This is a genomic window from Nocardia inohanensis NBRC 100128 (genome assembly GCF_001612945.1).
Lineage (GTDB): Bacteria > Actinomycetota > Actinomycetes > Mycobacteriales > Mycobacteriaceae > Nocardia > Nocardia inohanensis.
On record NZ_BDBK01000012.1, the window covers coordinates 86542 to 112100 of the forward strand.

Consider the following 25559-nt stretch of genomic DNA (forward strand, 5'->3'; position numbering starts at 1 on the left):
CGGCGATCGCCAATGAGAGTGCGGCGGTGGCGGCCAGGACCGGCCGCGGCAGCCGCAGTCCGAACACCGTCACCGGGCGCGCGGTCACCAGGATCGAGGACGCGGCCGAGATCAGCGCAGCGATGAGACCGGCGGAGGGTTTGTTCACCGGAGCTCCCCTTCGGCTTGCCGATGTAGCGCGGCCTCGAGGATCGGCCCGATCACCGCGAGCGCCTCGGGATTGGTCATTTGCGCATGTGTGAGGTCGAGGAAATGCTGGGTGATCTGTCCGGTGACGTAGGGTCGCCACATCTCACCGGTCAGCTCGCCGGTAATACCCTGGCGGGCAGAGAAATACAGCAGATCGCCGTCGTAGCGCGCGGGGCGATGGTTGGTGGACATTGCGACGCAGTCGACGTACCCCTGGTGCAGGGCTTGCAGTTGCGGGCGGGTCAATCCACGACCGGGCCCGGTGCTGTCCGCGAGCAGATCGACCGCCTCGTCGAGGGTGAGCGGCCGGGTGTCCGGGGTGGCCGCCTCATTGCCCTGAAGGTGGGTGACCAGGTCGCGGATGGTGGGTTCCGGCGGCGGGGGCGCGCCGTCGGCGAAGGCCACGCTGTCGAGCATGACGAGCGAATCCACGGTCTGCCCGCGTGCACGCAGCGCGATGGCCAGCGCGTGCGCGAGCTGCCCGCCCAGAGACCAGCCCAGCAGATGATAGGGCCCCTCGGGTTGTATGCGCGTGAGCTCATCCAGGTACACCTCGGTGAGCTCCTCGACGCTCCGATATCGCCCGGGATGTCCGGAGATCAGCGGGGATTGCAGTCCGTAGACGGGCCGATCGGTGATGTAGCGCAGCAAGCCCGAGTAGCACCACGCCAGCGGAACCGCTGAATGCAGGCAGATCAGCGGCGTCCCGGAACCGCTGCTACGCAACCGAAGAACGGTGTTCAGCGCCGAACTGTCCGCTGTCACTGCGCTGTCGGCGCCGTGCGCGGCGGATTCGATTGCGGCGGACAGGGTCTGCACGGTCGGGGTGAAAAGCAGCGAGATCGGCACCGCGACGCCGGTCCGCTCCGAGAGTCGCCGGCACAGTTCGACACCGAGTAGCGAGTTGCCGCCGAGTTCGAAGAAGTTGTCGTCCAGGCCGATTCGGGATTCTCCGGTCACTTCGGCGATCGCCGCCGCCACGGTGTGCTCGAGCGGCGAGACCGGCGCGCGAAAGACCGGACGCGGCAGTTGTTGTGGATCGGGCAGGGCGGATCGATCGGTTTTGCCGCTGCTGGGATTGATCGGTATCTCCCGCAGCGGTACCAGCACCGCGGGAACCATCGCCGGCGGCAGGACGGTGCGCATCCGCGCCAGTACCGTGGCACGGTCGAAGTGTTCGGCCCGCGCCGGGACGACGTAGCCGATCAGCCGATCCCCGAGTGCCTCGGATGACCATATCCGTACCGCGGCCTGGCTGATCGCCGCGTCCGCCGCCAGCGCGCGCTCGACCTCGGACGGCTCGATGCGCTGTCCACGCAGCGAGATCTGAATATCGCCTCGGCCCAGGTATTCCAGCGCGCCCCCGGCCTGCTCGCGGACGATATCACCGGTGCGGTACATGCGTGATCCGTTGCGCCCGTATGGATTCGCCACGAAGGACTGTGCGGTGATCCCGGGCCGTCCCAGATATCCGCGGGCCAGCGCGTCACCGGCGAGATACAAATCGCCGCGGGCCCCGCGCGGAGCGGGGTGCAGCCGGGTGTCCAGTACGAGGGTCTGTACCCCGGGCAATCCCCGCCCGATGGTGATCGGGGTGTTCGGCTCGAGCGGTTCGGTCTGGGTCACCACGACGGTGGCTTCGGTCGGGCCGTAGGAGTTGAACATCGGCAGTCGCCCTGCCCAGCGGGCGGCCAAGGCGGGCGGGCATTTGTCGCCGCCGACGGTGACGGTGCGCAGCGCCGGCAGTCGGTCCGGGTCGAGCGTGGCCAGGATGGCGGGTGTGACCACCAGATGGGTGACCGCCTCGTCCCGCATGACCTGCGAAAGCCGTTCACCGGCGACGATATCCGGGGCGAGCGCGACCAGTCCGGCCCCGGCGGCGAAGGCGGAGAGGTATTCCAGCATCGAGGCGTCGCAGTAGGGTGAATGTGCTTGCAGCACTATCGATTCGCTGCTGATGCGATTGCGGGTGCACAGGTCCCGCGCCAGCGTTGCCAGACCCTCGTGGGTGCTGAGCACGCCTTTGGGCTCTCCGGTGGATCCGGAGGTATAGATCAGATAGGCGGGGTGAGCCGCACGCAGCCGCCCGCTGCGATCGGCATCGGTGACCGCCTCGGCCGACCGGGACGCGGCGGCGTCGATGAACTCCGCGCTGTCGAGGGTCAGCCATTCGACCCCCGTGTCGGCCAGCGGTGTATGCCACTTGTTCAGCGTGATTCCCAGTGTCGCACCGGAATCGGCGATCAGTTTGGTCACGCGCGCGGGCGGATCGGCGGGGTTCACGGGGAAGAACACCGCCCCGGTCCTGGCCACCGCCCACAACGCCATGACCGCGTGCACCGATCGGGACAACGCCACGGCGACAACGACTTCCGGTCCGGCCCCGTGCGCGATCAACTCACGCGCCCACCGCGCGGTCGTCTCGTCGAGTTCGCGATAGGACACCGTCCGGCCCGGCTCGCTCAGCGCGATCCGCTCTCCGGTACCGATTCCGGCGGCGAGCAACTCGGGCAGCAATCGCTGCTCGTGCCGTTCCGGGGCGGCGATGGTGCGCCGGTCGGCGGTGACCGCGAACACCTTGTCGTGGCCGTCGGCCCGCAGGAACCGGGACAGGCACTCCAGGAATTGCCGGTGGTACCGGTCCACCTCATCAGCGGTGTACATCCCGGGATTGGCGTGAAAGTCGATCATGAAGGGCTCGCTGCCGAATCGATAACAGCTGATCGCCAGGTCATCGACCGGTCCGGCCGAGAGCAGATGGGTTCGACCGCGAATATCGCCGAAACCGATGCCGTCGGGCAGGGACAGCACATTGACCACCGGCCCGTAGCCGTGGCGACGGGCCTGGCCGAGGCCGTGGTCACGCAGCAGATCCTCATGCCGGTACAGCTGATGGCGCAATGCGCCGATCATGCTCAGGCGTACCTGCTGGACCAGGTCACCGACCGAGCTCTGGGCTACCCGGCGCACGCGCAAGGGCACCACGTTCGAGACCATCCCCGCCGCATGCCGCAGTGCCCCGGTGGTTCGCGCGGCGACGGGCAGGGACAGGGTGACATCGGTGTCACCGGTCATCAGAGCCAGGAACGCGGCGACGGCCGCGACCAGCGTCTCGGCCGTACCGGCGCCGTAGCGCCCGGCGGCGGCCGCGAGCGCACCCATCGTCGCCGCGTCCAGGGGTGCGTGCGCGGTATGCGGTCGTACCGATGGCGCGGCGTATCGATCGCCGAGCCGTGTCGGGTGTCCGAGCCCGGCCAGCTGCCGGCCCCAGTACTCGCGATCGGCCGCGAAGCGCGGCGAGGATCGATAGCTCTGCTCGAGCGCGACGATCTCGGTCAGCGACAGCGCCTCGCACGGGGCCGCGGGCCGGCCTCGGGTTGCGGCGGAATGTAATTCGGCCGTCCGATGCAGTACCGCCGCGGCGCCGAAGCCGTCGACGGCGATGTGGTGGCTGCGCGCGTAGCACCGGTATCGACCGGGGCCCAGGGTCAGCAGCGCCGCCTTCGTGACCTCCGGACCGGTCAGGTCGATGCCGCGTTGACGGTCGTGGTCCATCCACACCTGCGCGGCGTGTTCGGGGTCGGGGTGATCGCTGAGGTCGATGACGTCGAATCCGGGGTCCAGGTCGTGGTCGAGGTATTGGCGCGGCCGGCCGTCCACGATCGCGAATCGCAGCTGCGGAGACTGCAATTCGCGGCCGGCGCGGCGCAGGCACTGCTGGAGCAGTCCGAGGTCGAGACGACCGTGCAGGTCGGTGTATTGGGCGATGGCGAACGGGACCGCCGGATGCAGTTGCTGGGCCAGCCACAATTCGGATTGCGCGACCGACAGGTCGAAGAAGGTCGCATTGGAGGTGGTGCGCTGCCCGGTGCTCGATAGGTCGACCAACGTCAATCCTCAACTCTCGCTGGCAGGGACATCAGTTGGTGATGAGGAAGGCGGTGACCTGATCGATCATGGCTTCGACCGACTCGGCGACGAACAACACCGGCTGGCACACGCTGTCGTCGATGCCGCTGGCGAGGATGTCCGGGACTCGGAATTCCCGCAAATCCGCGTGCACGAAGGACTCCATCTCGCTGACCGAGGACAGGATCGCCGCTCCATAGGCTCGTGGTTCACCCTGTTCGGCGACCACGCCGACCTCCAGGGTGAACCAGAACAAGCGCGCGATGGCGGTCCTGGTCTCGTCCGAATCGGCTTCGTTCGAGGCTCGCCCGAAGCAGCGATACAGTTCGGCGAAGTCGGGATCGGCGAGCATCACCGCGTGTCCGACCAACTCGTGAATGATGTCGGGGTCGGGGGAGAAAGATTGCTCGGTCAGCGGGCGCACATCGGGGGTCGCGTGCAGGATTCCGTCGGCCAGTGGCCCGTAGAACTGGCGGCCTGCCAGCGCTCCGATCGCCGGTGCCAGCGCAAAGCCGGTCAATGCGCCGAGTGTGCGCGACACCTGGCTCAATTGCGGTACGCCGTCGGGGCGAAGCCGTACCTGACGGGCGGCCGAAAGATAGTGCGCGCAACCGAACTGCTCGTGCATCTCGGTGAGCGTGGCGAAAACGCGCGACCATAACGCGTCCTCGTCGCTGCTGTAGCGGAATTCGGGCAGCGGCTGCCCCGGGCGGCACGCGCGGGCGGTACGCGCGCGCTCGGAGCGAACATCGAGACCGACCGTCATCGCAATCAATCCTCTCCGGGAGCTGCCGCGCTGGTCGCCACCAGTCGATATCGATCGGCGCTGACAATGGGCACATCTCTTTCGCGCGGATACCCTTCCCGACGCGTGGCAAACACCTGGCGACAGCCGGGGACCGGGTGGCTCGCCGCCGACACGTGGTGCGCGGTGGATACAGCGCGAGGTGCTCCGGTCACCTGCGCGGGCGCTCAGGCGCCGATCGCGGCCGCGAACATCGGCCACGAATCATGCAGGGCGTCTTGCCAATACCCCCACGCATGGGTTCCGTTCGGCCGGAAAACGATCTGGGCCGGCACACCGGCCGTGGCCAGCGCATCGGCGAGCCGATGGGTGCAGCCGTTGACCACCGATTCGAATCCGCCGCCGATGAGGACGCGATCGGCGAACGCTATCGGGTTGCCCGCGACGTCCCGATCCTCGAATGACTCGTGCGGCCCGGGCGCGCCGGTTCCCGCCGACACATACAGTTGCGTGCCGCGGAGCATGTCCGCGTGCAATGTCGGATCGTTGGCGGCCCACTCCGGATCCGACGACGGCCCCCACATATTGGCCGGGTTCGCCCCGTAGCGGGACACCATCATCGACACGTACGCCTGCGCCACCGGATCACTGGTCTGCGCGCATCCGCTGTAGGAGCCCACCGCCTGGTACACCCCGGGCGCGCGCACCGCCAAACTCAGTACCGACAGCGCCGACATGGACAGTCCCGCAATGGCATTGCGCCCGCTCGTGCCGAAGGTCGCATCGATCACCGGCGGCAGCTCCCGCGTCAGGAAGGTCGCCCACTTGTTGCGGCCCAGCGCCGGGTCGTCCTGCTCCCAGTCCGTGTAGTAACTCGCCCGGCCCGCCATCACCAGCACCACGTTGACGTTCTTGTCCTGTAGGAACGACGCGGCGTCGGTGCGGTCGAGCCACCCCGACCCCGTCTCTCCCCCATCGACGCCGTCGAGCAGATACAACGTCGGCCGCGGCGTCGAGGTGTCCGCGGGCAGCAACACCCGCAGCGGCACCAGCCGGTCCATCGCCGGTGAATACACGCTCATCCCGAATCCGGCGGCGGCCGGTGACCGATGCGCGACACCCGGATCAGCACCAGCCGCCACCGCGCCCGCGGTCGTCGCCGACACGCACAGGGCCAGAATCGCGGCGAGCCACCGCACACCGCCCGCGGTCGAGTTCGGCATCGAATGCTCCCCTTTTGTCTCCAGCAACGGCAGAGCAACGCTAATCAGCCAAGCTACTACAGCTCCGGCCGCGATTCGGGACCCGCGCGGCTCGGGGCTGCTTCAGTCCTTTTCCGTCGGGTCGTGCCGGCGGCGGGCCAGTTGGGTGACGCCGTTGTATCCGTAGCTCTCGCCGTCGAGTTCGTAGAGTGCGACATACGCGGCGGCCGGCAGTGGGCCGAGCCGGTCCGACACCAGCGCGTAGGCATGCTCGATGAAGGCTGCCTTCTCCGCGGCGGTGTTCGTTCCCGCGGTAATGCTGACCTCCAGGTGGACCCCGGTCGAGCGGCCCGGCTCGGCGGCGGAGGCGAACCAGCCGCCGGGCGGGACCGAGTTCACGTGGACCACGGTGACTTCGGGCTCCTTGAGCAGATCTTTCTCCAGGAGCGAGGTGATGCCGGCCGCGAGATCCGAGCGGACATCGGCGGGGATCTCGGTATTTGCGATTGTCAAGCGCGCGAAAGGCATTGCGTCGCCACTCCAATTCGATCAGTAGTGGGCGTACGAGCCGCATCGCTCGCACCCCATGAATCTAGGAGCGGCCACAGCCCTGGCGCGGGGACAGAACACGCCATAAAGCGGACCGAACGCGCAGTCACCACACATCGACGCTCGCGTCCGCGTCGACCGGATCGAGACCGGCTTACAACTCTCGGCCGCTACCGGCTAGTCGAGGTAGTCGTGGAGCAATCGCGCCCGTGACGGGTGGCGCAGCTTCGACATCGTCTTCGACTCGATCTGCCGGATCCGCTCGCGGGTGACGCCGTACACCCTTCCGATGTCGTCGAGGGTTCGGGGCCGACCGTCGTCCAAACCGTAACGCAGGCGCATGACACCGGATTCGCGCTCGCTCAAGGTGTCGAGAATGGCTCGCAACTGCTCCTGCAACAGCGTGAACGCCACCGCGTCGATGGCTACCACGGCCTCGGAATCCTCGATGAGATCACCGAACTGGGTGGTGCCTTCGTCACCGAGGGTCTGGTCCAACGAGATCGGTTCCCGTGCGATCTGCCGGATCTCGGCGACCCTCGCGGGCGTGACGCTCAATTCGGCGGCGAGCTCATCGATCGTCGCTTCGCGGCCGAGCCGCTGGAACAGCTCGCGCTCCACCCGCCCGAGTTTGTTGATGATCTCCACCATGTGCACCGGGATCCGGATGGTGCGGGACTGGTCGGCCATGGCGCGCGAAATCGCCTGGCGGATCCACCAGGTGGCATAGGTCGAGAACTTGAATCCTTTGCTGTAATCGAACTTTTCGACCGCCCGCACCAGACCCAGATTGCCCTCCTGGATGAGGTCGAGGAAGGCCATCCCGCGCCCGCTGTAGCGCTTGGCGATCGACACCACCAAACGCAGATTCGCCTCCAGCAGATGATCTTTCGCGGCGTTGCCGTCCCGTACGACCCAGGTCAGGTCCCGGCGGCGCGCGATCGACGGACCCGTAGGCTCGCAAGACTCGGCCCGCAGCTTCTCCGCCGCGTACAACCCTGCCTCGATCCGGACCGCGAGATCGACCTCCTCGGCGGCGGACAGCAGTGGAACGCGCCCGATCTGTTTCAGATACGCGCGCGTCGAATCCCCAGCGAAGTCTCGATCACTCGTTTTGCCTGCGTTGATTGCCACATTCGCCTCACCCAGAGATTCGAGCGGCATCACGATTCGAGAAACAGGACCGCAGAGAGGCCTCGAGCGGTTCGGCGATCACCGGAACCATCCACCAGGGTACGGCACGACAAGCGGCTTGCCTTCGAGCGCGCTCGAACCTTTAGCGTCGGCGCCATGAACAAGATGAACGAGACCAAGACATGGCTCATCACCGGCGCGAGCTCGGGGCTCGGCCGCGCGCTCGCCGAGGCGGCGCTGGCGGCCGGCGAGCAGGTGGTCGGGACGGCGCGACAGCTCGATCGCTTCGACGGGCTCACGGCGCGTTACGAAGATCGGTTCCTCGCCGTCGAACACGATGTGCGCGATACGGCGGGAGCGGCGGCGGTCGTGCAGCGCGCGGTGGAGGTGTTCGGGCGGGTCGATGTGCTCGTCAACAATGCCGGCGCCGGACAGGTCGGTGCCGCCGAGGAGATCACCGATGCCGCACTGCGGGACATGCTCGAGCAGCATCTGTTCGGCCCGGCCGCTTATGTGCGTGCCGTGCTGCCCCACTTCCGGGAGCGTCGCTCGGGCGCGATCGTGCAGATGAGCAGCCAGGGCGGGCGGATGTCGTTCCCCGCCGTCGGCAGCTACTCGGCGGGGAAGTTCGCGCTCGAGGGCTGGTCGGAGGCGCTCGCGGGCGAGGTGGCGCCGTTCGGCATTCGCGTCCTCATCGTCGAGCCCAGCCGGTTCCGTACCGCGTTCAACGCCGCCGACGTACTCCGAACAGCGCAGCCGAGCGCGACCTACGACGAAACCATCGGTGCCGTGCGCACGAACATGGCCGAGGCCGACGGCCGCCAGGAGGGCGACCCGGCACGCGCCGCCCTGGTGATCCGCGACATGCTCGACAATCCCGGTGCGCCACTGCGACTTCCGCTCGGCGCCGAGGCGGTTCGCAATCTCACCCGCGTCTACCGCGGTGCGCTCGACGACGTCGAGAAGTGGGCGGCGGTGAGCGAGTCGGCGGACTTTCCCGACATGCCGCCCGCGGTGCGCGCGTTCTGATCGCCGTAGGCTGCATCCATGGCGACCGAAGCGCTGATCGAACGCATCCTCGCGGCCGGCGACGGGCCATCCTCCTCGGTGATCGATGCGCTGCACGAACTGCTCGACGACACCACGATCGAGGACTCGCCGACACCCAAGACCGTCGCGGAGGCCGCCCGCCTCGTCGGCCTGTCGGCGCACACCCTCCGGTACTACGAGCAGGAGGGACTCGTGCGGCCCGCGCGCAACGCCTCCGGGTACCGCGAGTACTCCGCGTTCGACCTGCGCCGCCTCGTCTTCCTCACCCGAATGCGGCTGTCGGGCATGACCATGACCGACCTCAAGCGCTACATCGCGCTCGTCGAGCAGGGTCCCGGCACCATTCCGGAACGCCGCCGCATCATGCTCGACCAGCAGGACCGAATCAGGCGGCAGATCCGTGAACTCGGCCTGGCGCTGGAGACCACCGAGTACAAGATCCGTGTCTACGACGGACACCCGGAAGGCTGACGCGCCCGAGCAAGGTTTGCGATCACGAAGGTTTCATGTCCGGGCATCGGAACAGGTTGGCGTACAACGCCGTTGCTTCGGTACATGACCCTCGGAGTAGCTCTCGCCTTCGCGAATGCCGTTAATTATGTGGACGAGTCGGTGCGGCAGGCGCGTGTCGCCGCCGAACACGGGCTGACCTCGGTGTGGTTCGGACAGCGAATGGATTACGACTCGGCGGCGCTGGCGGCGATCGTGGGCCGCGAGGTGCCCGGCCTTCAGGTCGGCACGTCCGCGATTCCGGTGACGGGCCGGCATCCGCTGCTGGTTTCGTCGCAGGCCCAGACGGCGCAGGCCGCCACCGGCGGTCGCTACCATCTCGGTATCGCGCTGGGATCCGCCTTTGCCGCAGGCGCTTTCGGGGTTCCGTTCGATCGCCCGATCGCCCGGCTGCGGGAATTCCTGACCGCGCTGCGGGAATTGCTCGATACCGGCACCGCGGACTTCCACGGCGAACTCCTCACCGCGGCACCGCCGTTGCCGACGGCCGTGCCGGGGGCGGAGCCGCGGATACCGGTGCTGGTGGCCGCCATGGGTCCGCAGTCGCTGCGCGCCGCGGGCGAATTGGCCGACGGCATCCTGCCCTACCTGGCCGGGCCCAGCACCCTGGCCGAACATATCGTCCCGGTGATCACCCGGGCGTCGTCCACCGCGCCGCGCATCGTGGCCTTCGTCCCCGGTGTGGTCACCGCCGAGGTCGAAGCCACCCGCGCCAAGGCGGTCGAGCAGATGGCTTTCTACGAGCAGATCCCGTCCTATCGCCGGGTCATCGATCTCGAGGGCGTGGACCGGGCCGGGCAGTTGGCCGTCATCGGCGACGAGGAGACCGTGGCGGCCGAGATCCAGCGCTACTACGATGCCGGAGCCACCGAAATCGTGCTCACCTCAACCGATCTGGCGTCCGAAGCCGACGAGCTGCGCACCTGGAAACTGCTCGGCGAGCTGAACCGGCGGCAGGCGCCCGCACGGTGAGGGTCACGGCTCGACCGGGTTGAGCCGGGCCACGAGGAAGGCGATGATCTCGTCGCGGGCCGCGGCGGTCGGCTCCCCTGCCGCATCGACCAGATGCGCGGTGACCACGCTGTGCGGGCAGCCGACGATCTGCGAGAAGAACGGCGGCGGAGCCGGATTCGCTGCCGAACCGGGCAGCACCCGCGGCTCGAAACGCGGGCCCAGCGCCGCGGCATAAGCGGCGAAACGCTGCTCGGTGCAGAAGCGGTCGCCCTCGAAGCGGTAGGCGCGCACCACGAGATCGTCGCGATCGAGCCGCTCCCGCACGTCCGCGAGCTCACCGGGCGAAATCTCCAGTCCCCCGGGCTCATCCAGCGGCAGCGTCGGCTGGCACAGCACCGGCGCCAGCACCGCGGGCTCGAGCATCATGGTGAGTGCGAAATTCCCGGTGAAGCACATACCCAGCGCGCCGACGCCGAGGCCGCCGCATTCGTGATGCGCCAGGGCCGCCAGCGCGCGCAGCCACACCGCGATCGGGCTGGACTTGCCCGCGCCGAAGGCCCGGAATTCCGCACTGACACAGGCTCGTTTGAAGACCTCCATACCGGCCTCGGCTTCCGGATAGGCGCCGTCGCGGCCGAACAGTGACGGCAGATAGACGGTGAGACCGGCGTCGCGCACCCAGCGGGCGAAGCGGGCCACATCGGGGCTGATGCCGGGCATTTCCGCCATGATGATGACCGCCGGTCCGGTGCCGCCGACATACACCGTGCGGGTTGCTCCGTCGAGCGTGATCGAGCGGGGGACGAAATCGGCGAGGTCGTCGTCGAGGGAATTCTGCGAGGGAGTCTGCTGCACACCCGCAACCCTGCCGCAGCACGCCGGTACCTCACCATTGGCGGGATCGACACTTTTCGGTCTAATCTCGCCACATGATCACCCATCTCGCGCTGGACGGTGTACTCGAGGGTGCGCTCGGTCTCGGTCTCGACATCGTCGACACGGCGGCTGGGATCGCCGGTGAGACAGCGGGCGGGCGGCTGCGGCAGCGCGTCGTATCGGTCGACGGGCTGCCGGTCCGATCCAGCAGCGGGCGACCGATCAGCGTCGATGCCGAAACCCCGCTCGGCTCAGCGAGGTTCGAACCCGGCGACCTACTGGTGCTGCCGGGGCCGTCAGCGACCAGCGAAGCGCGTGTCGACGAACTGCTGATGCGGCCCCAGACCACGCAGGCCGTCGCAAACATCCGGCGCGCCGCCGCATCCGGCGCTACGGTAGCCGCCTCCTGCTCGGCCGTTTTCGTGCTGGCGGCCTCGGGGCTGCTGTCCGGCCGGGCCGCCACCACCACCTGGTGGCTGGCGCCCCTGCTGGCCCGCCGCTTCCCGGATGTGACCGTGCGCGCCGACCGCATGGTGGTCGACTGCGGCGAAACAGTCACCGCCGGTGCGGCTTTCGCGCACACGGATCTGATGCTGACGCTGGTCGCCCGCCTCGGCGGCGGTGCACTGGCCGAGCAGGTGGCCAATTACCTGGTGCTCGACGCCCGCATGTCGCAGTCGCGCTACATGGTGCTCGAGCATCTACGGACCACCGACCCCGCGCTGCGTGCGGTGCAACAGCACGTGCACGCCAATCTGGCTCGGCAAATCTCGCTCGACGAATTGGCCGGGGTGGCAGCGGTTTCCACGCGCACCCTGACCCGCCGCATCCGCGACCATCTCGGCGTCTCCGTCACCGAGTACGTGCAACGTCTCCGGGTCGGACAGGCGGCCACCCTGCTCGCGACCACGCGCGACCCCGTCGACGTGATCGCGAGCGCGGTCGGTTACGCCGATCCGGCCGCCTTCCGGCGCATCTACCGCAGGCATACCGGCGAGACGCCGACCGCCACCCGCACCCGCGCCGACCAGCCAGATCAGCGGGCCCCTCGACCCGGCGACCTCAGTCACGCATGAGCGCGATCGCTCCGGCTCCCGGTTCCGCCACCACCTCACCCGTCGCAAGCCGATGCCCGTCGGCGCATTCGAGGTGCAGGCGGACTTCGGCGCCGCAGTCGCGGTGGCGGTACACCGTGGCCGGGCCACGCTCGTCGGCACGATAGGCGTCGCCCCATTCGTGCATTGCGGCGAACACCGGCATGAGCGCTTGCCCCGCCGGTGTGAGGTGATACTCGTGTCGCTCGCGCTGCCCCGGCAGCCGGTAGGGCGTGGAGTAGAGCAAGCCGTCACCGACCAAGGCCTCGAGGCGGCGAGACAGCACCGGCGGCGAGATCGCCAAGTGCCGCTCGATGTCGTGGAATCGATGCAGGCCGCGGAAGATCTCACGCAGGATCAGCAGCACCCACGGTTTCCCGACCACATCGAGAGTGCGGCCGACGCCGCAGTTGACCGTGTCTTGCTCGTGCCACTCCATCCCGTCATCCTATTGACTTTCGTTTTGAAAGTCAGCCAAGATTCCCTGACTACTACTTTGAAAGTTAGGCGGATCCCATGCCCCTGGTCCGAATCTCGTTGCGCGACGACACAACCGCGGAAACTCGGCGAGCGATCGCGGACGGAGTGCACCGAGCGCTGGTCTCGGCGATCGGCATCCCGCAGGACGACCGCTTCCAGATCATCGAACCGCGTCCGGCCGATGCGCTCATCTATGCGCCGCAGTACCTCGGAATCGAGCACCGCAACGTGGTTTTCGTACAGATCGCACTGGTACGAGGCCGCTCGACAGAACTCAAACAGGCGCTGTATCGCGCCATCGCCGACGAACTCGAAGCGGCCGGCGTACGCCGCGAAGATGTCGTGATCACCCTGACCGAGAACGGCAAGGAGGACTGGTCGATCGGAAACGGAGTGGCGCAGCTGCTCGACACCGACCTGCTCGAGCGACATGGAGCGCTGCGCCCGCAGGCGTCCGCGTAACGGGGAAAGGCGCTGCGGCGAACCGCAGCGCCTTCGATTTCGATCGTCAGCCGCGCAGCGACGCGGGTACCTGGAAGCGCTCGCCGTAGCGTGCGGCGAGTTCGTCCGCACGCCGCACGAACGCGGCTCGGCCCTGGCCGTTGTAGCCGGCGACGAATTGATGCACGCCGCCAGTCCACGCCGGGTAGCCGATTCCGAAGATCGAACCGATATTCGCGTCGGCCGAGGCGGTCAGCACACCCTCGTCGAAACACTTCTGGGTCTCGATCGCCTCGACGAACAGCATCCGGTCGATCAGGTCGCGGATCGGCGCCGGCTCGCCCGCATCGGAGAGGTATCGCGTGCGCAGACCGGGCCACAGCCGCAACCGCTTGCCGCTCTCGTCGTATTCGTAGAAGCCCGCTTTCTCGAGCCGCCCGGGACGACCTTGGGCCAGCATGAATTCCATGACGCGGTGCGCGGGGTGGTCCGACGGGAGGGTCGAGTCGCCCCGCAGGGCTGCTTCGCGCGCTTCGGCCGCGACCTTCTGCATCAGCTTCAGGTTGAGTTCGTCGGCGAGTTGCAATGGGGCGGCCGGGTATCCGGCCTGCATCCCGGCCTGTTCGATGGTGGCCGGTTCGATGCCTTCCTCCAGCATGGCGATCGCCTCGTGGATGAAGGTGCCGATCACGCGGGAGGTGAAGAAGCCGCGACTGTCGTTGACGACGATCGGGGTCTTGCGGATGGCGAGGGTGTAGTCGAACACTCGCGCCAGGGCCTCGTCGGATGTCTTCTCGCCCTTGATGATCTCGACCAGCGGCATCTTGTCGACCGGTGAGAAGAAGTGAATACCGACGAAGGCCTCCGGCCGCTGCACGCCGGTGGCGAGCCCGGTGATCGGCAGGGTGGAGGTGTTCGAGCCGAGCAGTGCGTCGGGGTCGACGATGTTCTCGATCTCTTGGAACACAGTGTGTTTCAGCTCGGTGTTCTCGAAGACGGCCTCGATGACGAAGTCGACGCCGGCGAAGTCGTCCGCCGCAGCGGTCGGTGTGATGCGATCCAGCAGCGCCTTCGACTCGGCTTCGCTGGTCGTACCGCGAGCCAGCGCTTTGGCTTCGAGGCGTTCGCTGTAGTTCTTGCCGCGCTCGGCGGCTTCGATGGTGACGTCCTTCAGCACCACTTCGTATCCGGCCCGCGCGGAGACGTAGGCGATGCCCGCGCCCATCATGCCCGCGCCGAGCACGCCGATCTTCTTGATCTCCCGCTTCGGCACGTCCTTCGGACGCGAACCGCCGTTGTTGATCGCCTGTAGGTCGAAGAAGATCGCCTGCATCATGTTCTTCGCCACCGGCCCGGTGAGCAGCGAGACGAAGTAGCGCGATTCGATGAGCGAGGCGGTGTCGAAATCGACCTGTGCGCCTTCGATCGCGGCCGCCAGGATGGCGCGCGGTGCGGGCATGTTCGCGCCCTTGAGCTGTTTGCGCAGGTTGGCGGGGAACGCGGGCAGGTTCGCCGCGATCGCCGGTGCGGACGGGCCGCCGCCGGGGATGGCGAATCCCTTGATGTCCCAGGGCTGTACGCCCTTGTCCGGGTTGGCCTTGATCCATGCCTTCGCGGCGGGGACGAGTTCGTCGACGGTGCCGACCAATTCGTCGACCAGGCCGATTTCCTTGGCCGCGGCCGGATTTCGCCGCTGACCTTGCAGCAGCACACCCATCAGCGCGTTCTGGATACCGAGCAGGCGCACGGTGCGGATGATGCCGCCGCCCGCGGGGAGCAGGCCGAGAGTGACCTCGGGCAAACCGATCTGGCTACCCCGCACCTGCGCGGCGATGCGATGGTGACAGGCCAGCGCGATCTCCAGGCCGCCGCCGAGCGCCGCGCCGTTGATGGCCGCCACCACCGGCACGCCGAGTTGTTCGAGCCGGCGCAACGAGCCCTTGATCTCGCCGAGCTCGGCCATCATCGACTCCGCCTGATCGGGCGTGGTCTCGATCATGTCCTTCAAATCGCCACCCGCGAAGAAGGTCTTCTTCGCCGAGGTGAGTACGACACCGGTGATGTCGTCACGTTCGGCTTCGAGCCGCTGCACGGTGGCGGCCATCGACCGCCGGTACAGCTCGTTCATCGTGTTCGCGCCCTGATTCGGGTCGTCCATGGTCAGCACGACGATGCCGTCGGCGTCCCGCTCCCACGCAATCATGTTGTCCGACATGCCGAATCAAACCCTCTCGATGATCGTCGCAACACCCATACCGCCGGCCACGCACAGGGTGAGCAGCCCGTAGCGGCCATTGCGGCGTTCCAGCTCGTCGACGACCGTGCCGAGGATCATCGCGCCGGTGGCGCCCAGCGGATGCCCCATGGCGATCGCCCCGCCATTCACATTGAGCCTCTCGTCGGGAATCTTCAGCTCCTTCTGGAACTTCAGCACCACCGACGCGAACGCCTCGTTGATCTCGAACAGGTCGATGTCCTCGACGGTCAAGCCCGCCTTGGCGAGCGCCTTCTCGGTCGCGGGCATCGGACCGGTCAGCATGATGGTCGCGTCCGCTCCACTGGTCGCGGTCGCCACCACGCGAGCGCGCGGCCGCAGACCCGACGCCTCGCCCGCTTCGGCGGAACCGACCAGGACCAGTGCGGCCCCGTCGACGATGCCTGAGCTGTTGCCGCCGTGATGGACGTGCTCGATCTTCTCCACGAAGTGGTACTTCTGTAGCGCCACCGCATCGAACCCGCCGGACTCGCCCAGCGTGGCGAACGCGGGCGCGAGCTTCGCCAGATCCTCGACAGTCGTTGTGGGACGCATGTGCTCGTCACGATCGAGCACGGTGAGGCCATTGATGTCCTTGACCGGAACCACGCTCTTAGCGAAGTAACCGGCGGACCAGGCGGCGTGCGCGCGCTGCTGCGAACGCACCGCATAGGCGTCCACGTCCTCGCGACTGAAGCCCTCCATCGTGGCGATCAGGTCGGCCCCGATCCCCTGCGGCACGAACCCGATGTCGTAGTTGGTCACCGGATCAGCCACCAGCGCCCCGCCATCGGACCCCATCGGCACCCGCGACATCGACTCGACGCCACCCGCGAGCACCAGATCCTCGAATCCCGAACGCACCTTCTGCGCAGCCAGATTCACCGCTTCGAGCCCCGACCCGCAGAAACGATTGAGCTGCACCCCACCGACCGTGTCCGGCAGTTTCGCCGCCAGCACCGCGGTGCGCGCGATATCCGCGCCCTGGTCCCCGAGCGGCGACACCACACCCAGCACCAGATCCGCGATCCGATCCTCGTCCAAGCCGGGGAACCGGTTTCGCATTTCGGCGATCAGCCCGACGACCAGGTCGATCGGCTTCACCGAATGCAGCGCGCCCTTGCGGCCCTTACCGCGCGGCGTACGGATCGCCTCGAATATGTATGCCTCAGTCGGCACGTCGTACTTCCCTTCGTGATTCGCCATCCACGCGAAGGCCGGACGGCGCTCGTGCGGGGTTGCGACAGAGTGCGGCCGTCGGCAGCTGAAAAGCATGGCCTGAACCCGATGCTAAGGCTGACTGTACGTGCGGTCAATAGGCGAGAGCGACCTCGCTCAGGCAGACCCCCGGCCGAGACGCGCGGTGGTCGACAAGTGTGCGCCGACTCGATCCACGGTTCGATTGGCCTCGTAGGCCGCCATGGCGAGGTCCGCGTCGTCCTCGGCGAGCAGCGCCAGGCAGGCGTTGCTGCCCGCGGCCGTGACGAAGAGCGCGCCGCGGTCGAGTTCGATCAGCGTCTGGCAGACGCCGCCGACGCCGAAGTGGTGGCCCGCGCCGCGCGCCAGGCCGTGCAGGGCGGAGGCCATGGCGCAGAAGCGTTCCGCGTCGTCGCGGGTCATGGCGTCGGAACGGCCGAGCAGGAGGCCGTCGGTGGAGAGCACTACCGCATAGCGGACGCCCGGAAGGCGGGCGACCATGTCGTCGAGCAGCCAGTCGAGATTGGTGGGGGTGGACATCAGCTTCCTTGGTCGGGAGGAGTGGGCGGAGGTGCGCGGCTATCGGTCCGGTCGGCGACGTGCCTTGCGCGTGGCGTCCATGACCGCCGCGATGCGGTCGCGGGCCTCGTCGGCGGATCGTCCGCGTGGCGGCTCGGGTTCGGATTCGGGTGGTACGGGGCCGGATCGGCGGGCGCGTTGCGGTAGCTCCGGACGGTGCTCGCTCGGACGGAACGAATCATCGTGGGATCCAGCGTTGTCCGGCGTCCGGATCCGGGCGGCCGGGATGTCGCTGTCGTTGGCCTGTCCCCCGAAGTCCGTGAGCAAAGTGGCGGGGATCAGCAGGACCGCTTGCACACCGCCGTAAGCCGATTCGCGGAGCCGGACCGAGATGCCGTGTTTGGCAGCGAGTTTCGCGACCACGAACAAACCGAGGCGGATGTCGTCGGTCAGGGCCGCCACGCTGAAGTCGGGCGGATGAGCCAGCAGATCGTTGCGTTCGAGCAGTTCGGACGGCGACATGCCGAGCCCCTGGTCCTCGATTTCGATGGCCACGCCACGACCGACGACCGCGCCCGATACCGAGACCTGTGCGTGCGGCGGTGAGAATCCGGTGGCGTTGTCCATCAGTTCGGCCAAGGTGTGGATGAGGTCGGCGACGGCGTTGCCGGAGATATGGAGGTCGGGCAGGCGGGCGGTTCGAATCCTGGTGTAGTCCAGGCTTTCCGCGACCGCGCCGCGCACCACGTCGGTCAGCGGCACCGGCTTGCGCCAGCGCCGGCCGGGCTGCGAGCCGCCGAGAATGATCAGGTTCTCGGCATTGCGGCGGGCCCGGGTGGCCAGGTGATCCAGTTGGAACAGCAGATCCAATTGGCCGGGATGCTCCTCGGTGCGCTCGGCCTGGTCTATCAAGGCCAGCTGGCGATGCACCACGATCTGGCTGCGGTGAGCGATGTTCAAGAACACCGCGTTCACGCCCGCGCGGGTCTTGGCTTCGGCGACCGCGGCGGATATGGCAGCCAGTTGCGCGCGCCCGAAAGCCGATGCCACCTGGCCGAATTCATCGGTTCCGAAATCCGGGCCGGCGATTTCCCGATCCGGATCCACCGCTTCGCCCGCCGCGAGCCTGCGCATCAGGTCGGGCAGTCGCTCATCGGCCAGCTCGAGGGTGTGCGCCTGCAACCGTCGCATCCGGGCCACCACCCGGTTCGCCATGCCGAGGGCAATGAGAAACGCCGAAATCGACACCAGCAGCATGGCCGCGCCCACGTACAGGGATCTGGTGGCGATACGTTCGCCGTGCGCGTCGGCGAGCACGTGCGCGTCGCGGCTCTGGTCCTGCCAGAGTCGCATCAGGGCCGAGCCGACCCGGCCACCGGCGGCCTGCCACCGCGCCGCCTCGGCGGCGGTGAGCGAATCCCCGGAGCGGAGACCATCCGCCCGGTCGGAGAGCAGCCGCCAGTCGGAACCCGTTGTGATACCGCGCAATTGGTCGAGTCGTGGACCGCGCAGCACCGAGGCCGCGTACGCCGCCTCCCGGCGATACTCACCCACATAGTCGCCGAACTCGGTCATCCGATGCCCGTCCGCGCCGTCGCGGGCGAGCATCACCGACCCCAGCGCCGTGGCGCGAGCGAGCGCTTCGGCGGCGCGCAAGGGCGCGACCGCGTACGAGAGTTGCACGGCGATCGCGGCATCGGGAGCGACCCGCGCGGCCATCATGGCGGCGGCGAACGCGCTGTCGATCACCGTGCCGAAGAGCGTGAACGTCTGTTCCTGGGTCGTCTGGCGCGCATCGATGGACCCGCGCAGCGCCGGAAACTTCTCGTACAGTTCGCGATAGCCCGAGATCTCCGCGGCCGACCCGTCGCGATCGATCTCCCGGCCCACATCCAGGAGCACCCGCACCTGCGCGATAGCGGTATCGGTGCGCCCGCGCGCGGCGCTGAGATCGGTGACGGCGTCCGCGTCGCCGGCCAGATAGCGCAGCGAATGCAGGCGCTCGTCCTGGAACGCCTGCACCATCGCCGCGGCCGGATCCAGAATGCGGCTGGCCAGGGCGGCCCAATTCTGGGCATCACGGCCGGTTTTCACCAGGTAGGCGGCGCCGCCGACCCCGACTGCGAGCAGGACGACGCTGGTGACGAGGACGATCGTCACCAGCCTCGTGCGAATTCCCGCTCGCCTGCCGGGCAGCCGAACCAGCCTCCGTATGCGGAAAGCACACCGCCGCAGCCAGTTCGCCATGTTTACGCGGCGGAGGCCGGACGACGGCGGACGATGCCGATCACGATCACGACGACGCCGAGGATCAATGCCGCGAGCGGGATGTAGTCGGCGAGCAGGTTGAGTTTCTCGCCGGCGGATCGCGCTTTGTCGGCGCTGGTGTCGGCGGAGGCGTCCGTGGTCTTGATATCGAGTGCCATGACCGGCAGCAGATCGATGCGCTTGCCGTCCGCTTCCACCCCTGCCACCACTTTCTGCTGCTGGGCGGCGGTGATCGGCAGACCGAGTGCGCTGTCCACGGCGACGTTCAGCGCATTGGATGCGGAGTAGGCCAGTGGAACCAGGTCGGGCAGGGTGGGCAGCGCGGTCCGCAGGGCGTCCTGACTGCCGGCCGGCAGCGAGGGAAGCAACTGTTCGACAAGAGCTTTCGGCAGCTGCGCCGGAAGCGTGCTCAGCGTCATCGAGTTCTTCAGCGCGCCCTGGGCAGATGCCTCGTACCGCTGCACATCGCGGCCGTGGACGGAATCGGAACCCTTGTAGCGCAACGGAACCGCCGCCTGGGTACCCGAATCCCAGTAGCTCTGCGAGTCGTCGGCAGGAGGATCCATCGCCAGCGCGACCGTCACGCCCGTATGCGATTCCACCTCGGCCCCGTCGGGCGCGGGTGCTTCCAGCAGCGTCACCCGGTCGAGCGCGTACACGTGCTTCTGGTTGATGGTGAGCCCGTTCGGGCCGTTGATCACCGCCTCGTCGTGGACCACGGCGGTATCGCCGGATGTGGACGAGACGTAGATATGCCGGTCCACGGTGATCGGCACATTGCTCATAAGTGCGTGGGCGGTATCGCCGCTCTTCAATGCCGCCGAATTCAGCAGCGTCGCCGTGCCCTCGTAATGGGCGACGGTATCGGTATCGCCCGGCAGCTTGGTCAGCACGGGCACCGCCACGAAGCGGAGCACTCCCGCGAGCGCGATCATGAGCACTCCGGCCGCCAGCAAGGCGAGCGAAGAGCGGCGAATTTTGAACATTCGGTCCTGCTATCTAACTGGTGATGCGCACGCGGATCCACGGGCGGAGAAGCCATAGGAGTTACGCATCGTTGTGAGCCACAACTCACCTCGAGTTGGCGGCCAACAGTAGATCACACTGACCGTACGGTTGGCTAGTCTGCGAAATTTTCAGGTTTTCATCGCGGATTTTGCCGCTTTGCCGAATTATTGACTGCACGTACGGTCTGCCCTAGTGGCCAGATGGATGGGATGCGAATGGCAATCGAAGAGTCGAGCCGCAGGGCACGCGCGCTACGGGCCGCGATCGAACCTTTCGCCGGGCAGGTGTACTTCGCGCCCGAATGCCACGCCGCTTACGAACGGCTCGGGTTCGCCCCGGCCGGAAGGCTCGGCAATGTCAGCACACCCGACGCCGCCGCGTATTTCACGAGCCGGGGAGCAGCGCTGGGTCAGGTCCCAGGGACGGTGGTGGCAGCGGCGTTCGCGGTGTTCGAACCCGGAATCGTCACGGCGGGAGTCGAACTCGGGTGGCGGCTCACCGATGCGGCAACGATCGCGGAAGCGCGCACGGCTGGAGCAATCGCACAGCTCGAGCGGGTGCTCGGACCACAGCCATCCGGTATCGAACGCGTGACCACACTGCTGGCACGCGCGGTGGAACCACTGCGCCCCGAAGGCCGTCCGTTGTTCTCGGGCGTGTGCGCACTCGGCTTGCCCGACAGCACGATCGGCCGCGCCTGGCGGCTGGCCGACCGGTTGCGTGAATATCGCGGCGATTCGCACACCGCGGCCTGGATCACGGCCGGATACGACGCGGCGGAGATCGGATTGGTCGGTGAGCTGATCCGCGGGCTGCCCCCACGGTCCTATGTCCGGTCGCGAGGATGGACGAACGAGCAGCTCGATGCGGCGCACGATCGGCTCCGAGCGCGCGGCCACCTCGATGAGGACGGTCTCACCGAGAGGGGCGCGCGAGCCCGCGAGGCCGTCGAGATCGCCACCGATCACCAAATGCATGCCGCCACAGCCGCATTGGGCGACGACCTCGATGAGCTCGTGAGTTCGCTGGACCGGTGGAACACACAACTAGCGGTCGGCGGCTACCCGGCGCTCACCGATGCGGACAAGCGGGAGTCGGCGCGCATCGTCAGCTACGCGTCAGGGATGAGCCGATGATCTCCGACGCCGAACTGAGCCGCCGGGCACGCATGCTGTGGGCCGCGCTCGAACCGTTCGCCGGGCAGGTGTACTTCTCCGCCGAGACGAACGCCGAGTACGCGGCACTCGGGTTCGGCGGCGGGCGCGGGACGCTGCCGGGCGGCGTGCACACCTCGAATCGCGACGCCTACAACACCGGTCGCGGTGCGGCGCTCGGGCAAGCGCACGGTGCGGTCGTCGCGGCCGCGTTCGCGGTGTTCGACCCGGCCGTGGTCGCCGCTTCGGTCGAGCGCGGGTGGGCGCTGACCGATGCCTCGACTATCGCCGCGGCCCGCGCGCGCGGCGCGACCGCCTCGCTGCGGCGGATACTCGGCGAATGCCCCGATGGGCTCGACAGGGTGATCGGATTGCTCACTCGCGCAGTCGAACCCCTCCGGCTCGCCGGTCGGCCGATGTTCGCGGGACTGTGCGCGATCGACCTTCCCGGCGATCCGCTCGGCCGGGCATGGGCGCTGGCCGACCGCTTGCGGGAGTATCGCGGCGATTCCCACACCGCCGCTTGGATCTCCGCCGGATTCGATGCCGTCGAGATCGGACTGCTCAGCGAAGCGCGCTGGGGTCTGCCACCCCGCACCTACGTGCGCACCAGAGCCTGGACCGATACACAACTCGAGGCCGCGGCACATCGCCTGCGCGAGCGTGGCCTCCTCGACGGCGATCATCTCTCCCCCGCCGGCCGGGACGCGCGGGAGCGCATCGAAGTAGCGACCGATCGTCAGATGCGGTCGGCGATAGCGGCACTCGGCGACGAATTCGATGACCTCGTCGGCATAGTTGGTGGTTGGAGCGCCGCGGTTCAAGCAGCGGGCGGCTATCCCGACCTCTACGGCGCCCGGATCGCGCGGCGGGTGGCCGAGGAGCTGTGACAGTCCTGGGCCCGAGCGGAGGCCGCTCGACGGGGCACGTCGCCGTGGTCTGGTGCATCGGGATGCACTCGATCACCCAGCGCCAGGTCGCATCCGGTGCCGACCAGGGCGCACCCCGGACGGCAGACGGGCGAGCACGGACCTCAGAAGGCGGCGTCGTCGAGTTCCATGACCGAGTGGTCGAGGTGCTCGACCACCCCGCGTGCGGCGGCCACACCGGGCAGCACCTCGGCGGCGAAGAAGCGTGCTACCGCCAGTTTTCCGGCCCGGTAGTCCGCGTCCACGGTGTCGGAGGCCAGCGCTACGGCGGCCTGGCGCAGCAGCAGCCAGGCGATCAGCAGGTCGCCGACGGCGAGTAGGAAGCGCACGGACCCGAGTCCCACCCGGTAGACCATGGCGGGGTCGGGGTCGGTGGCGTAGCGGGTCAGTGCCGTAGCCATGGCCCGTACGTCGGTGGTGGCCGCGAGGAGTGACTCGGCTTCGGAGCTCAGCAGCGGGTTCACGTTCGCCGTGAATTCGGTGATCGCGTCGAGCAGGAATCCGAAGGCTATGCCCTTGTCCCGCAGGATCTTCCGGAAGAAGAAGTCCTGGGCTTGGATCGCGGTGGTGCCCTCGTAGAGGGAATCGATCTTGGCGTCGCGCAGGTACTGCTCGATCGGGTAGTCCTGGAGATAGCCGGAGCCGCCCAGGGTTTGCAGGGATTCGGTGAGCATGGCGAAGGCTCGTTCGGAGCCGGCGCCCTTCACGATCGGGAGCAGCAGGTCGTTCACCCGCGCCGCCAGGTCGGGATCGGCGCCCGAAACCACCTGTGCCGCTTCGGGGTTCTGGTGCGCCGCGGTGAACAGGTAGACGGCGCGCAGTCCTTCGGCGTACGCCTTCTGCATGAGCAGGGAGCGCCGTACGTCGGGGTGGCGCAGGATACTCACGCGCGGGGCGGTCTTGTCGGCCATCGCGGTCAGGTCCGCGCCCTGTACCCGCTCGCGGGCATAGGCCAGGGCATTGAGGTATCCCGTGGACAGGGTAGCGATCGCTTTGGTGCCCACCATCATTCGCGCGGTTTCGATGATCTGGAACATCTGCGCGATGCCGTTGTGGGTCTCCCCCACCAGCCAGCCTTTGGCAGGTATGCCGTGCCCGCCCAGGGTGACCTCGCAGGTGGCCGAGACCTTCAAGCCCATTTTGTGTTCGAGGCCGGTGACGAACACACCGTTGCGCTCCCCCGGCTCCCCGGTGCGGGGATCGAAGTGGAACTTCGGGACGTAGAACAGGCTCAGCCCCTTGGTGCCGGGTCCCGCGCCTTCGGGCCGGGCGAGCACCAGGTGCACGGTGTTCTCGAACAGGTCGTCGGCGTCGGCGGAGGTGATGAAGCGTTTGACGCCTTCGAGATGCCAGCTGCCGTCGTCCTGCGGGATCGCCCGGGTGCGGGCGGCACCGACATCGGAGCCGGCATCGGGTTCGGTGAGCACCATGGTGGTACCCCAGCCGCGCTCGACCGCCAGTGTGGCCCAATGCTTCTGGTCCTCGGTGCCGATGCCGTACAGCACACCGGAGAAGACCGGGCCGGTGAGGTAGAAGAAGATGCCCGGTTGCGCACCGAGCAGGAATTCGGTGATGGCCCAGGCGACCATCGAGGGCGCGGGCACCCCGCCTACCGCCGGTCGCAGCCCGACCCGGAACCATTCGGCATCGCGCCAGGCGCGCAGGGAGCGCTTGAACGATTCGGGGATGGTGACCGTGTGGGTGGCCGGATCGAAGGTGGGCGGATGCCGGTCGGCGTCGGCGAATCCCTCGGCCACCGGACCTTCGGCCAGCCGGGCCGCCTCGGTGAGCATGGTGCGCACCGTCTCGCCGTCGAGGTCGCCGAACGCGCCGGTGGCGAGGATCTTGTCCAGCTCGAAGACCTCGAACAGGGTGAATTCCAGGTCGCGGACATTGGCCCGGTAGTGGCCCATGCGAAATCCCTTCGGATACAGAATATTTCGGTGGTCAGCGGGTAGCGAGCGGCAGGGATTTCGCGATGACCTCGTTCATGATCTCGGTCGCCCCGCCGCCGATGCTGAGCAGGCGGCCGTCGCGGTAGAGGCGCTCCACCTCGTTCTCACGGATGTAGCCCATACCGCCGAAGATCTGCACGGCTTCGTTGATCACGAATTCGCAGGCCGCGGCGGCGGTGTTCTTGGCCATCGCCACTTCCGCGCCGACGGATTCGCCCGCGACGTAACGGGTCAGCACGTCGCGCACGTACACGCGGGCGACGGTCGTCTGCCTGGCCATTTCGGCGAGCTTGTGCCGGATCACCTGCCGGTGCGCCAGCGGCTCACCGAAGGTCACCCGGTCCCGTACCCACGGCAGGGTGAGATCGAGGGCGCGCTGGGCGGTCGAATAGCCCTGCACGGCGAGGTTCAATCGTTCACCGTCGAGCCGGGTCATCAACTGCGCGAACGCGGTTCCCTCCGCGCCGACCAGGTTCGCGGCCGGTACCCGGACATTGTCGTAGGACAGTTCCGCGGTGTCCGAGCAGAGGCAGCCCATCTTCTCCAGGGTGCGGCCGACAGTGAAGCCCGGAGTGTCGGTGTCCACGATGAGCAGCGACAGCCCGCGATGCCCGGGGCCGCCGGTGCGCACCACCGTGGTCACATAGTCGGCGCGGGCCCCGGAGGTGATGTAGGTCTTCGCGCCGTTGACGATGTAATGGTCACCGTCGCGAACGGCGGTGGTGCGCACCGCCGCGACATCGGAGCCGGTACCCGGTTCGGTGATGCCGAGCGCGCCGATCTTGGTGCCTTCCAAGGTCGGCGTCACGTACTTCGCGATCTGGTCCGGATCACCGGCAGCCGCGATGTGGGGTGCGGCGATGGTGTGGGTCAGCAGCGATCCGCACAGCCCGGGGCTGCCGCCGTTGACGATCAGTTCTTCGATCAGGATTGCCAGGTCGATGTAATCGCCCGCGCCACCGGCTGATTCGGGGAACCCCAGGCCGAGCAGACCGAGGCCGCCCGCCTGCTCGTGCAGAGAACGCGGCAGCGAACCGTCGCGCTCCCAGCGGTCCATGTGCGGGGTGATTTCCTGGAGAGTGAACTCGGCGGCCAGTTTGCGCAGATCGCAGCGTTCGGGTGTGGTCCAGAGGTTGGTCACT

20 protein-coding genes and 1 pseudogene are annotated in these 25559 nt (G+C 67.8%); 7 read left to right on the forward strand and 14 right to left on the reverse strand.

What is annotated here, in order from left to right:
* Positions 1-144 precede the first annotated feature (144 nt).
* The 5 genes and pseudogenes from NI1_RS23070 to NI1_RS23090 form a co-directional block, all read right to left on the reverse strand.
* Entirely contained in the window at positions 145-4083 is a 3939-nt protein-coding gene (locus NI1_RS23070; protein WP_245663369.1) for a non-ribosomal peptide synthetase, read from the reverse strand.
* 25 nt (positions 4084-4108) lie between these two features.
* On the reverse strand, positions 4109-4864 hold the full coding sequence (locus tag NI1_RS23075) for an amino acid hydroxylase (protein WP_067824572.1): 756 nt from the start codon (positions 4862-4864) through the stop codon (positions 4109-4111).
* 206 nt (positions 4865-5070) lie between these two features.
* The gene (locus tag NI1_RS23080) at positions 5071-6066 is read right to left on the reverse strand and encodes an alpha/beta hydrolase (protein ID WP_067824574.1); all 996 of its coding nucleotides are present in this window, start codon (positions 6064-6066) and stop codon (positions 5071-5073) included.
* 102 nt (positions 6067-6168) lie between these two features.
* Positions 6169-6558 carry a tautomerase family protein gene (locus NI1_RS23085; protein ID WP_157535281.1) on the reverse strand — a complete coding sequence of 130 codons (390 nt, stop codon included), beginning with the start codon at positions 6556-6558 and terminating at the stop codon, positions 6169-6171.
* Between the two features lie 213 nt (positions 6559-6771).
* Positions 6772-7683, reverse strand: a pseudogene (locus NI1_RS23090) (RNA polymerase sigma factor); the annotation flags it as partial.
* A 201-nt stretch (positions 7684-7884) separates the two neighbouring features.
* On the opposite strand from NI1_RS23090, the gene NI1_RS23095 reads away from it, so the two are divergent.
* The 3 genes from NI1_RS23095 (at position 7885) to NI1_RS23105 (ending at position 10260) form a co-directional block, all read left to right on the forward strand.
* Positions 7885-8757, forward strand: coding sequence for an SDR family NAD(P)-dependent oxidoreductase (locus NI1_RS23095; protein WP_067824578.1), 873 nt, complete (start codon positions 7885-7887; stop codon positions 8755-8757).
* A gap of 18 nt (positions 8758-8775) precedes the next feature.
* Positions 8776-9249, forward strand: a complete 474-nt coding sequence (locus tag NI1_RS23100; RefSeq protein ID WP_067824580.1) for a MerR family transcriptional regulator — start codon at positions 8776-8778, stop codon at positions 9247-9249.
* Positions 9250-9333: 84 nt separating this feature from the next.
* Positions 9334-10260 (forward strand): TIGR03564 family F420-dependent LLM class oxidoreductase, encoded by a 927-nt coding sequence (locus NI1_RS23105; RefSeq protein ID WP_067824581.1) that lies wholly within the window; start codon positions 9334-9336, stop codon positions 10258-10260.
* A gap of 3 nt (positions 10261-10263) precedes the next feature.
* Here the strand turns inward: NI1_RS23105 and NI1_RS23110 are convergent, their stop codons facing one another.
* Positions 10264-11097: a dienelactone hydrolase family protein gene (locus NI1_RS23110; protein ID WP_067824583.1), complete on the reverse strand. Its 834-nt coding sequence runs from the start codon at positions 11095-11097 to the stop codon at positions 10264-10266.
* Positions 11098-11171: 74 nt separating this feature from the next.
* On the opposite strand from NI1_RS23110, the gene NI1_RS23115 reads away from it, so the two are divergent.
* The gene (locus NI1_RS23115) at positions 11172-12194 is read left to right on the forward strand and encodes a GlxA family transcriptional regulator (RefSeq protein ID WP_067824585.1); all 1023 of its coding nucleotides are present in this window, start codon (positions 11172-11174) and stop codon (positions 12192-12194) included.
* Here NI1_RS23115 and NI1_RS23120 read toward each other — a convergent pair.
* Positions 12181-12651 carry a winged helix-turn-helix transcriptional regulator gene (locus NI1_RS23120; protein WP_067824587.1) on the reverse strand — a complete coding sequence of 157 codons (471 nt, stop codon included), beginning with the start codon at positions 12649-12651 and terminating at the stop codon, positions 12181-12183. The genes NI1_RS23115 and NI1_RS23120 overlap by 14 nt on opposite strands.
* A gap of 77 nt (positions 12652-12728) precedes the next feature.
* Here NI1_RS23120 and NI1_RS23125 point away from each other — a divergent pair, with 77 nt between their 5' ends.
* Positions 12729-13154, forward strand: a complete 426-nt coding sequence (locus tag NI1_RS23125) for a tautomerase family protein (RefSeq protein ID WP_067824589.1) — start codon at positions 12729-12731, stop codon at positions 13152-13154.
* Positions 13155-13200: 46 nt separating this feature from the next.
* Here NI1_RS23125 and NI1_RS23130 read toward each other — a convergent pair whose 3' ends face one another.
* The 5 genes from NI1_RS23130 to NI1_RS23150 all read right to left on the reverse strand — a co-directional run bounded on the left by NI1_RS23130 (position 13201) and on the right by NI1_RS23150 (position 20357).
* Entirely contained in the window at positions 13201-15348 is a 2148-nt protein-coding gene (locus tag NI1_RS23130) for a 3-hydroxyacyl-CoA dehydrogenase NAD-binding domain-containing protein (protein WP_067824591.1), read from the reverse strand.
* 6 nt (positions 15349-15354) lie between these two features.
* On the reverse strand, positions 15355-16566 hold the full coding sequence (locus NI1_RS23135) for an acetyl-CoA C-acetyltransferase (protein ID WP_067825261.1): 1212 nt from the start codon (positions 16564-16566) through the stop codon (positions 15355-15357).
* 156 nt (positions 16567-16722) lie between these two features.
* Positions 16723-17124, reverse strand: coding sequence for a roadblock/LC7 domain-containing protein (locus NI1_RS23140; RefSeq protein ID WP_067824593.1), 402 nt, complete (start codon positions 17122-17124; stop codon positions 16723-16725).
* A 39-nt stretch (positions 17125-17163) separates the two neighbouring features.
* Entirely contained in the window at positions 17164-19263 is a 2100-nt protein-coding gene (locus NI1_RS23145) for a sensor histidine kinase (RefSeq protein ID WP_169815619.1), read from the reverse strand.
* 89 nt (positions 19264-19352) lie between these two features.
* Positions 19353-20357, reverse strand: coding sequence for a porin PorA family protein (locus tag NI1_RS23150; protein ID WP_067824595.1), 1005 nt, complete (start codon positions 20355-20357; stop codon positions 19353-19355).
* Between the two features lie 237 nt (positions 20358-20594).
* On the opposite strand from NI1_RS23150, the gene NI1_RS23155 reads away from it, so the two are divergent.
* Positions 20595-21515: an SCO6745 family protein gene (locus NI1_RS23155; protein WP_174564520.1), complete on the forward strand. Its 921-nt coding sequence runs from the start codon at positions 20595-20597 to the stop codon at positions 21513-21515.
* The gene (locus NI1_RS23160; protein WP_067824598.1) at positions 21512-22423 is read left to right on the forward strand and encodes an SCO6745 family protein; all 912 of its coding nucleotides are present in this window, start codon (positions 21512-21514) and stop codon (positions 22421-22423) included. Before NI1_RS23155 ends, NI1_RS23160 begins: the two co-directional genes overlap by 4 nt.
* Positions 22424-22566: 143 nt before the next feature.
* Here the strand turns inward: NI1_RS23160 and NI1_RS23165 are convergent, their stop codons facing one another.
* A complete protein-coding gene (locus NI1_RS23165; RefSeq protein WP_067824601.1) occupies positions 22567-24375 on the reverse strand; it encodes an acyl-CoA dehydrogenase in 1809 nt (602 codons plus the stop codon).
* A gap of 34 nt (positions 24376-24409) precedes the next feature.
* Entirely contained in the window at positions 24410-25558 is a 1149-nt protein-coding gene (locus tag NI1_RS23170; protein WP_067824603.1) for an acyl-CoA dehydrogenase family protein, read from the reverse strand.
* Between the last annotated feature and the right edge of the window lies 1 nt (position 25559).

Coding starts and splice junctions, on each gene's coding strand:
- NI1_RS23075 (WP_067824572.1), bottom strand. CDS start 4,864: ATGACGGTCGGTCTCGATGTTCGCTCCGAGCGCGCGCGTACCGCCCGC.
- NI1_RS23080 (WP_067824574.1), bottom strand. CDS start 6,066: ATGCCGAACTCGACCGCGGGCGGTGTGCGGTGGCTCGCCGCGATTCTG.
- NI1_RS23095 (WP_067824578.1), top strand. CDS start 7,885: ATGAACAAGATGAACGAGACCAAGACATGGCTCATCACCGGCGCGAGC.
- NI1_RS23100 (WP_067824580.1), top strand. CDS start 8,776: ATGGCGACCGAAGCGCTGATCGAACGCATCCTCGCGGCCGGCGACGGG.
- NI1_RS23105 (WP_067824581.1), top strand. CDS start 9,334: ATGACCCTCGGAGTAGCTCTCGCCTTCGCGAATGCCGTTAATTATGTG.
- NI1_RS23115 (WP_067824585.1), top strand. CDS start 11,172: ATGATCACCCATCTCGCGCTGGACGGTGTACTCGAGGGTGCGCTCGGT.
- NI1_RS23120 (WP_067824587.1), bottom strand. CDS start 12,651: ATGGAGTGGCACGAGCAAGACACGGTCAACTGCGGCGTCGGCCGCACT.
- NI1_RS23125 (WP_067824589.1), top strand. CDS start 12,729: ATGCCCCTGGTCCGAATCTCGTTGCGCGACGACACAACCGCGGAAACT.
- NI1_RS23130 (WP_067824591.1), bottom strand. CDS start 15,348: ATGTCGGACAACATGATTGCGTGGGAGCGGGACGCCGACGGCATCGTC.
- NI1_RS23140 (WP_067824593.1), bottom strand. CDS start 17,124: ATGTCCACCCCCACCAATCTCGACTGGCTGCTCGACGACATGGTCGCC.
- NI1_RS23150 (WP_067824595.1), bottom strand. CDS start 20,357: ATGTTCAAAATTCGCCGCTCTTCGCTCGCCTTGCTGGCGGCCGGAGTG.
- NI1_RS23155 (WP_174564520.1), top strand. CDS start 20,595: ATGGCAATCGAAGAGTCGAGCCGCAGGGCACGCGCGCTACGGGCCGCG.
- NI1_RS23160 (WP_067824598.1), top strand. CDS start 21,512: ATGATCTCCGACGCCGAACTGAGCCGCCGGGCACGCATGCTGTGGGCC.
- NI1_RS23165 (WP_067824601.1), bottom strand. CDS start 24,375: ATGGGCCACTACCGGGCCAATGTCCGCGACCTGGAATTCACCCTGTTC.